Genomic DNA, 8,086 nt, shown 5'->3' with positions numbered 1-8,086 from the left:
GCCGTGATGCTGGCGGCTCAGGCCATCCGCGATGGCGACAGCGACATCATCATCGCCGGCGGCCAGGAGAGCATGAGCATGAGCCCCCACGTGCTCAACGGCTCGCGCGATGGCCAGCGCATGGGCGACTGGAAGATGGTCGACACCATGATCGTCGACGGCCTGTGGGACGTGTACAACCAGTACCACATGGGCATCACGGCCGAGAACGTGGCCAAGAAGTACGGCATCACGCGCGAGCAGCAGGATGCGCTCGCACTGGGCAGCCAGCAGAAGGCCGCCGCGGCCCAGGACGCGGGCCGCTTCAAGGACGAAATCGTGCCGTTCAGCATCGCGCAGAAGAAGGGTGATCCGATCGTCTTCGCCGCCGACGAGTTCATCAACCGCAAGAGCAACGCCGAAGCCCTGGCTGGCCTGCGCCCCGCCTTCGACAAGGCCGGCAGCGTGACCGCAGGCAATGCCTCGGGCCTGAACGATGGCGCCGCCGGCGTCGTCGTCATGACGGCCGCCAAGGCCGCGGCCCTGGGCCTGACGCCGCTGGCGCGCATTGCTTCCTACGCCTCGGCCGGCCTGGACCCTGCGCTGATGGGCATGGGCCCCGTGCCCGCGGCCCGCAAGGCGCTGGAGCGCGCCGGCTGGAAGCCCGCCGACCTCGACTTGCTGGAAATCAACGAAGCCTTCGCCGCCCAGGCCTGTGCCGTGCACAACGAGATGGGCTGGGACATGAGCAAGGTCAACGTCAACGGCGGCGCGATTGCGCTGGGCCACCCCATCGGCGCCAGCGGCTGCCGCGTGCTCGTCACGCTGCTGCACGAGATGGTCAAGCGCGATGCCAGGAAGGGCATCGCCTCGCTGTGCATCGGCGGCGGCATGGGTGTCGCACTCACCGTCGAACGTTGATACCCTCACCCAATCACAACAGGAGACATCCATGAGCAAGAAAGTTGCCTACGTCACGGGCGGTATGGGCGGCATCGGTACCGCCATCTGCCAGCGCCTGCACAAGGAAGGCTTCAAGGTCATCGCCGGCTGCGGTCCGAGCCGCGACTTCAAGAAATGGCTCGATGAACAGAAGGCGCTCGACTACGACTTCTACGCCTCCGTCGGCAACGTGGCCGACTGGGACTCCACCGTTGAGGCTTTCTCCAAGGCCATCGGTGAGCATGGCGCCATCGACGTGCTGGTCAACAACGCCGGCATCACCAAGGACCGCATGTTCCTGAAGATGACGCCGGACGACTGGCATGCCGTCATCGACACCAACCTGAACAGCATGTTCAACGTGACCAAGCAGGTCGTGCCGGGCATGGTGGAAAAGGGCTGGGGCCGCATCATCCAGATCAGCTCGGTCAACGGCGAAAAGGGCCAGGCCGGCCAGACCAACTACTCGGCCGCCAAGGCCGGCATGCACGGCTTCACGATGGCGCTGGCGCAGGAGCTGGCGTCCAAGGGCGTGACGGTCAACACCGTCAGCCCTGGCTATATCGGCACCGACATGGTCCGCGCGATCAAGCCCGAGGTGCTGGAGAAGATCGTGGCGACGATTCCCGTCAAGCGCCTGGGTACGCCCGAGGAGATCGGTTCCATCGTCGCCTGGCTGGCCAGCGGGGATTCGGGCTTCTCGACCGGCGCCGACTTCTCCTGCAACGGCGGCATGCACATGGGGTGAGAGCCGGGCGGCTCCCATCTGCAAAGCCGGCGCCAGCCGGCTTTTTGTTGCTTGCACCGCATTGGGGCGACACGGCAACAATTCCACGCTTGCCCGCGCAACGACCTGCGCTTGTGAACTTATCCCCTGAATCGGGAAGGCGGCCTGACTACATTCCGGCATCTGTGCCAAGCAACTGGCGCATTAGCAATGGGAAGAGCCGGATGAACCTTGTCTTTCTGCCTGCCGTGAGCCTGATGCGCCGCCTGCCGATGGCGCACAAGTTCTTCATCGTCTGCCTGTGCTTTGCGATTCCGCTGGTCTACCTGCTGGTGGCGCTGGCGGGCGATCGCTCGGACGCCCGTGACTTTTCAGCCAAGGAGCTGGTCGGTGTTGCCCAGGTGCGCCAGGTCAGTGGGCTGCTGAACGCGGCCATGGTGCTGCGCGGGGCCTCCATCGGCGTGAGCGCCAAGATGCCCGGCGCCGAGGCCCGGCKCGAAGAGGCCCTGGGCAAGTTCGAGACCCAGGCCCAGGCGCTGGAACGCGAGATCGCAACCGACAAGGACCCACTCAAGCTCGCTTCAGGCCTGGCCGCTGCGCGCGCCAAGGCCAAGGCCCTGGTCGCCCTTGGCGCGGCCGAACCCGAGTCGGTCGTCGTGGCCAGCTTTGCGCTGACCGACGCGGTGCAGTCCCTCGTCGAGCAGGCCTCGTCCGAGTCCAACCTGGCCCTGGACCCTGACGCGGATACCTACTACCTGATGCTGAGCGTCACCGATGCCTTGCCACGGCTGCGGGATGCTGTCGGCCGCATGCGCGCCCTCGGCGCCGCCGCTGCTCAAATGGGCTCGCCGCCCGCTGGCGTGCTGCAGCGCCTGCACCAGGCCGACACGGTGACCGAGGAATACCTGACGCGCCTGACCGCCGCACTGAACCGGGTTGCGGCGGCCAATCCCGAGGCCGTGAAAGGCCTGGACGTGCAGCTCGTGGACCGGATCCGCAAGGACTTTCGCGACAAGTTCGCCCAGGGKTTTGTGCTGGGCGAGCCGCCCAAGGTCGATGCGGCCGAGTGGTTCGCGCTGGGCACGGCGCAGATTGCCGCGTGCGACAAATTGGAGCGCGCCGCGGAGGCGAAGCTGGCCGAACTCGTCACCGCGCGGGTCCAGCGCCTGACGCGCGACCTGTGGACGGCCATGATCCTGGCCATCAGCTTTGTCACCATTGCCGCCTATGCGCTGGTGAGCTATTACCTGGCGTCGCGCAGCAGCTGCGCCGTGCTGGGCCGCCGCATCGAGGCCCTGGGCGCCGGCGACCTCAGCGAGGCACCCGCCCTGGACGGCCGCGACGAGGTCGTGCTGGCGACGAATGCCTTGCGCGAGGCCACGCTGCGCCTGAGTGGCCTCGTGCACGAGGTGCGCGCAGGCGCCGAGCACATCTCCACGTCGGCCACGCAGATCTCGGGCGCCAACCAGGACCTCTCGGCGCGCGGCAATGCGATGGCTTCGGTCGTCGAGCAGACCAGCGCCAGCACCGGCGTGCTGGAACAGACGGTCGACCACAACATGAACAGTGCCCGCGAGGCCCATGACCTGGTGCAAGGCGCGGCCGAGCTGGCCGGACGCGGCGGCGCCATCGTGCAGCGTGCCGTGAACTCCATGGAGGAGATCACCGCGAGCTCGCGCAAGATCGGCGACATCATCCAGGTCATCGACTCCATCGCCTTCCAGACCAACATCCTGGCGCTGAACGCCGCCGTCGAGGCCGCCCGCGCGGGCGAGCAGGGCCGCGGCTTCGCGGTTGTGGCGAGCGAGGTGCGCTCGCTGGCCCAGCGGTCGGCCGAAGCCGCGCGCGAGATCAAGGCGCTGATCAACTCCTCCATCGAGACCGTCCACCAGGGCGAGGCCTATGTGTCCGAGGCCGGCGGCTCCATGGGAGAGATCGTGCAGGCCATCCACCGCGTGGCCACCATCGTGGGTGACATCAGCAGCCAGTCTTCCTCCCAGGCCGATCAGGTCCGCCAGCTCGCGGCTGCCATTCGCGAGGTGGATTCGACGACGCAGCAGAATGCAGCCCTCGTCGAGGAGACCGCGGCTTCGGCGTCGATGCTGGAAGACCGTGCCGGTCAGCTGCGCGAGGCGGCGGCGAGGTTCAGGACAGCGATGGCTTGACCGGGATCCGGCGGCGCTGCCAGTGGTCCACGGCATCCACGACCGCTTCCCAGGCGCGGCGGTCGTAGGTGACCGCGGCGAAGAGGTTGTCCGCGCTGGGTTGCTGGCGGACTGCGGTGAGGGCGAGCCGCTCCAGCGGCTCACGCGCCGCCGCGACGCAGCCCGCCAGATCGGCGAATCCCGCGCCGACCCTGTGAAACAGCACGGCGCGGCGCAACTCGGTGGCCTTCAACGAAGGTGACTCGAGCACCCTCAGGAAGATTCGCGCCTGGCCTTCGCCCCGCAATTCGACGCAGAACTCCCTGCGCCAGCCGGTCAAGGCCTGCTCCGCCGTCAACTCGGGCTGGAGGTCATCGATCTGTAGTGTCATCGGCTGCAGTCTGGGGCATCGGGCGGGCGCGCAAGGCATTCATGTATCTCGATGCTTCCTTGCGGCGCTGGCCGATGCACAGGGACACAAATTGGCGGCCCGTCATCCGGCGCCACGGCAACGGCTTGCCGGGCCCGAAATCCCTGACGCCGCCGCACGGCGCCGACACCCGCAGGTCGCCCTATCATCCAGGCCGTTTTTTTATCGCCGGGAGAGYCACATGGCCATGGATGTTGTCGACTATGAGATCAAGGGTGCCGAGATGCAGTTCGTCGAGATCGAGCTCGATCCCGGCGAGGCGGCCATCGGCGAGGCGGGCTCGATGTTCTTCATGGACTCCGCCATCGGCATGGACGCCGTTTTTGGCGACGGCTCGGCCAATCAGGGCGGCTTCCTCGGCAAGCTGCTGGGCGCGGGAAAAAGGCTGCTGACGGGCGAGTCGCTGTTCACGACCATCTACACCAACAACGGCAGCGGCAAGCAGCGCGTGGCTTTCGCGGCGCCCTATCCGGGCAAGATCATCCCCATGGATCTGTCGGCGCTGGGCGGCACGCTGATCTGCCAGAAGGACGCCTTCCTGTGCGCGGCGCGCGGCGTGTCCCTGGGCATCGCCTTCCAGCAGAAGCTGTCCGCCGGCTTCTTCGGCGGCGAGGGCTTCATCATGGAGCGCCTGGAGGGCGACGGCCTGGCCTTCGTGCACGCCGGCGGCACCATCGTCCGGCGCAGCCTGCAGCCGGGCCAGACCCTGCTGGTGGACACGGGCTGCGTCGTCGCCTACACGCCCAACGTCAATTTCGAGATCCAGTACGTCGGCAAGATCAAGACGGCGCTGTTCGGCGGTGAGGGCCTGTTCCTGGCCAAGCTGACCGGCCCGGGCGAGGTCTGGCTGCAGAGCCTGCCTTTCTCGCGCCTGGCTTCGCGCATCTTTGCGGCGGCGCCGCAGATGGGCGGCCACAAGGAAGWGGGCTCGGTTCTCGGTGGTTTTGCCGGCGGTGGGCTGCTGGGAAGCATCCTCGGCGGCGACGACGAGTAAGCGCCCCGGTAAACTGGCGCGTTGTGGAGGGCGGCGGCTGCCGCCCTTTTTGCTTTTAAGGACTCCTGGAATGTTTCGTCGCAGCGCGTTCGCGCTCCTGATGGTCCTGGCCGGCCTGGCCCAGGCCAATGCCCAGGGCAATGGCCGCCCCCCTGTCTTCGTGCTGAACTCGCTGGACGCCGACATCTCCGTCGTCGACCCGGCCAGCTTCACCGTCATCAAGCGCATCCCGACCGGCAAGGAGCCCCACCACCTCTACCTGTCGCCCGACGAGAAGTCCCTCATCGTCGCCAATGCGCTGGCCGATTCGCTCACCTTCATCGATCCGCGCACGGCCGAGGTCCAGCGTGTGGTGCGTGGCATTCCCGACCCCTATCACCTGCGCTTTTCGCCGGACATGAAGTGGCTCGTCACGGCGTCCAATCGACTGGACCGCGTCGACCTCTACCGTTGGCAGGGCAGCGTTGCGGCCGAGCCGCTGCAATTGGTCAAGCGCATCCCGGCGCCGAAGACGCCGAGTCACCTCAACATCGACACCAAGAGCACGACGCTCTACGCCAGTCTGCAGGACAGCGATGAGCTGCTGGCCATCGACCTGGCGACGCAGACCATCAAGTGGAAGCAGGCCGTCGGCAAGATGCCGGCCGACATCTACCTGACGCCGGACGACCGCTTCGTCCTCGTCGGCCTGACCGGCGACAAGTTCGTCGAGGTCTGGGACGTCAGCGGCGCCGGTGCGCCCAAGCTCGCCAAGCGCATCCTGACAGGCGCCGGCGCCCACTCCTTCCGTGCCTGGGGCGACAAGCGCCATGTGCTGGTCAGCAACCGCGCCGCCAACACCATCAGCAAGATCGACCTGACGACGCTGACCGTCGTCGATCAATATCCGGCGCCGGCAGGTCCCGACGACATGGAGCTGCTGACCGATGGCAAGACGCTGCTCGTCACCTCGCGCTGGGCCGGCAAGCTGACGCAGATCGACACCGCTACGCGCAAGGTCGTCAGGCAGGTCAAGGTGGGCAAGTCGCCGCACGGCATCTGGACGCTGGATCACCAACCTCGTCTATGAAAGCCTGGGCCCTGGCGCTGGTGGTCACTGCGGCCACCGCGCAACCGTCTTGCGACAAGCCGGTCTACCTCACCTTCGACACCGGCCACATGGGTGTTGCGCCGCTGATCGCCGAGACACTGAAGAAGCACAACGCGAAGGCGACCTTCTTCCTCGCCAGCGAACCGACGCTGACCGGCGGCACGACGCTGGACGAGACCTGGGCGCCCTGGTGGCGCGAGCGTGCGGCCGAAGGCCATGACTTCGGCGCCCACACCTGGGACCACGACATCTTCATGGAAGACGTGCTGGATGCCGACGGCAAGGTGGTGCGCTTCAAGGTGAAGACGCAGGCCGGCGTCAACCCGCCTGTCGTTCACGAGGTCACGCCCGAGCAGTATTGCGAGAGCCTGAAGAAGGTCGGCGAGCGCTTCACGGCCATGACGGGCAAGTCGCTGGGCCCCATCTTCCGCGCGCCGGCGGGACGCTCGTCCAAGGCCCTGCTGAATACCGCCAAGGCCTGCGGCTTCACCCATGTGGGCTGGAGCAGCGCGGGCTTCCTGGGCGATGAACTGCCCAGCCAGAGCCACCCCAACGCGCAGCTGCTGGACAAGGCGCTGCGCGACATCAAGCCCGGTGACATCCTGCTCGCCCACCTTGGCATCTGGGAACGCCAGGACCCCTGGGCGCCGGCCGTGCTGGAGCCGCTGATGACGGGATTGGAGCAGCGGGGCCTATGCTTTGCACTGCTGCGCGAGCATCCCCGCTACGCCCCACTGTTCAAGGCCGCCGACACCAAGGTCGCCCTGAAGATCGAACCCAAAACCTACGCCCGCAAGCCGTGATCGACTGGATCGCCAACGCCTTCGACAGCCTGCAGCTGTGGCTCTACGAGTCCGTCGTGCAGCCGGTCGTGTTCGGACTGGGCTTTGGCAACCTGCTGGAGGACGCCTTCGATGCGACCGGCTGGCTGCTACTGGGGCTGATCCAGATCGTCGTCATCGTTTTGGGCATCGGCATCCTGGAGCGGCGCTGGCCGGTCGAGCCGGTGACTGACCACGCGGCCGTGCGCACCGACGTCATCTACACGCTGATCCACCGCCTCGGCCTCGTTCGCCTGTTGATCTTCTTCAGCATCGAGCCGCTGTGGGACGGCATCGCTGGCGAGCTGCGCATGGCGGGCCTGCCGACCTGGCAGCTCGACGGCATCTGGCCCGGCGTTACCGATGTCGCCTGGGTCAGCCTGCTGCTCTACCTCGCCGTCTTCGACTTCGTCGGCTACTGGCTGCACCGCGCCCAGCACCAGTTCAACTGGTGGTGGGCCCTGCACAGCCTGCACCACAGCCAACGCCAGATGACGATGTGGAGCGACAACCGCAATCACCTGCTGGACGACGTGCTGCTCGGCACGGCGCTGGCCCTGCTGGCCCGCCTCATCGGTGTGGAGCCGGGGCAGTTCGTCGCCATCACCGTCATCACCCAGCTGCACGAGAGCCTGCAGCATGCGAACGCGCGCATCAGCTTTGGGCGCATCGGCGAGCGCCTCTTGATCAGCCCACGCTTCCACCGCCTGCACCACAGCATCGGCATCGGCCACGAATCCGGTGGCCGCGGCACGCTGGGCGGCCACAACTTCGGCGTCCTGCTGCCGCTATGGGACCTGCTGTTCCGCACCGCCAACTTCGAGAATCGCTTCGACGCCACCGGTGTGCGCGACCAGTTGCCCGAGGAAGGTGGCCGCGACTACGGCGGCGGCTTCTGGCACCAGCAATGGCTGGGGCTGACCCGCCTGTTCCGCTCGTTCAGGAAAGCCGCTTGATGC

The 8,086-nt window shown here is 67.0% G+C and carries 8 protein-coding genes; 7 read left to right on the top strand and 1 reads right to left on the bottom strand.

Translation table 11 applies throughout. The features are described 5' to 3' along the window. From ACXJKR_RS17970 to ACXJKR_RS17960, 3 genes are all read left to right on the top strand, one after another. On the top strand, positions 1-900 hold a 900-nt coding region (locus ACXJKR_RS17970; protein WP_457323981.1), incomplete at its 5' end, for an acetyl-CoA C-acetyltransferase. A 31-nt stretch (positions 901-931) separates the two neighbouring features. Beyond that, entirely contained in the window at positions 932-1,669 is a 738-nt protein-coding gene (phbB, locus tag ACXJKR_RS17965; RefSeq protein ID WP_056198408.1) for an acetoacetyl-CoA reductase, read from the top strand. A gap of 203 nt (positions 1,670-1,872) precedes the next feature. Further along, positions 1,873-3,813, top strand: a complete 1,941-nt coding sequence (locus ACXJKR_RS17960) for a methyl-accepting chemotaxis protein (RefSeq protein ID WP_457323980.1) — start codon at positions 1,873-1,875, stop codon at positions 3,811-3,813. Here the strand turns inward: ACXJKR_RS17960 and ACXJKR_RS17955 are convergent. Continuing rightward, positions 3,794-4,132: a hypothetical protein gene (locus tag ACXJKR_RS17955; protein ID WP_457323979.1), complete on the bottom strand. Its 339-nt coding sequence runs from the start codon at positions 4,130-4,132 to the stop codon at positions 3,794-3,796. The genes ACXJKR_RS17960 and ACXJKR_RS17955 overlap by 20 nt on opposite strands. 271 nt (positions 4,133-4,403) lie before the next feature. Here ACXJKR_RS17955 and ACXJKR_RS17950 point away from each other — a divergent pair, with 271 nt between their 5' ends. From ACXJKR_RS17950 to ACXJKR_RS17935, 4 genes are all read left to right on the top strand, one after another. Further along, positions 4,404-5,216 (top strand): TIGR00266 family protein, encoded by an 813-nt coding sequence (locus ACXJKR_RS17950; protein WP_457323978.1) that lies wholly within the window; start codon positions 4,404-4,406, stop codon positions 5,214-5,216. Between the two features lie 70 nt (positions 5,217-5,286). Further along, complete coding sequence (locus tag ACXJKR_RS17945) at positions 5,287-6,285, top strand: YVTN family beta-propeller repeat protein (protein WP_457323977.1); 999 nt, start codon at positions 5,287-5,289, stop codon at positions 6,283-6,285. Continuing rightward, positions 6,282-7,109 carry a polysaccharide deacetylase family protein gene (locus tag ACXJKR_RS17940; protein ID WP_457323976.1) on the top strand — a complete coding sequence of 276 codons (828 nt, stop codon included), beginning with the start codon at positions 6,282-6,284 and terminating at the stop codon, positions 7,107-7,109. Before ACXJKR_RS17945 ends, ACXJKR_RS17940 begins: the two co-directional genes overlap by 4 nt. Continuing rightward, positions 7,106-8,083: a sterol desaturase family protein gene (locus tag ACXJKR_RS17935; protein ID WP_056198396.1), complete on the top strand. Its 978-nt coding sequence runs from the start codon at positions 7,106-7,108 to the stop codon at positions 8,081-8,083. Before ACXJKR_RS17940 ends, ACXJKR_RS17935 begins: the two co-directional genes overlap by 4 nt. Positions 8,084-8,086 lie beyond the last annotated feature (3 nt).

Source organism: Roseateles sp. P5_E11, assembly GCF_054049355.1.
Note: the sequence above shows the minus strand (reverse complement) of the source record. Positions and strands in the feature narration are given on the sequence as shown.

Bases quoted from the DNA above. Each gene is read 5' to 3' on its own strand.
- phbB (WP_056198408.1), top strand. From the start codon at position 932: ATGAGCAAGAAAGTTGCCTACGTCACGGGCGGTATGGGCGGCATCGGT.
- ACXJKR_RS17945 (WP_457323977.1), top strand. From the start codon at position 5,287: ATGTTTCGTCGCAGCGCGTTCGCGCTCCTGATGGTCCTGGCCGGCCTG.
- ACXJKR_RS17940 (WP_457323976.1), top strand. From the start codon at position 6,282: ATGAAAGCCTGGGCCCTGGCGCTGGTGGTCACTGCGGCCACCGCGCAA.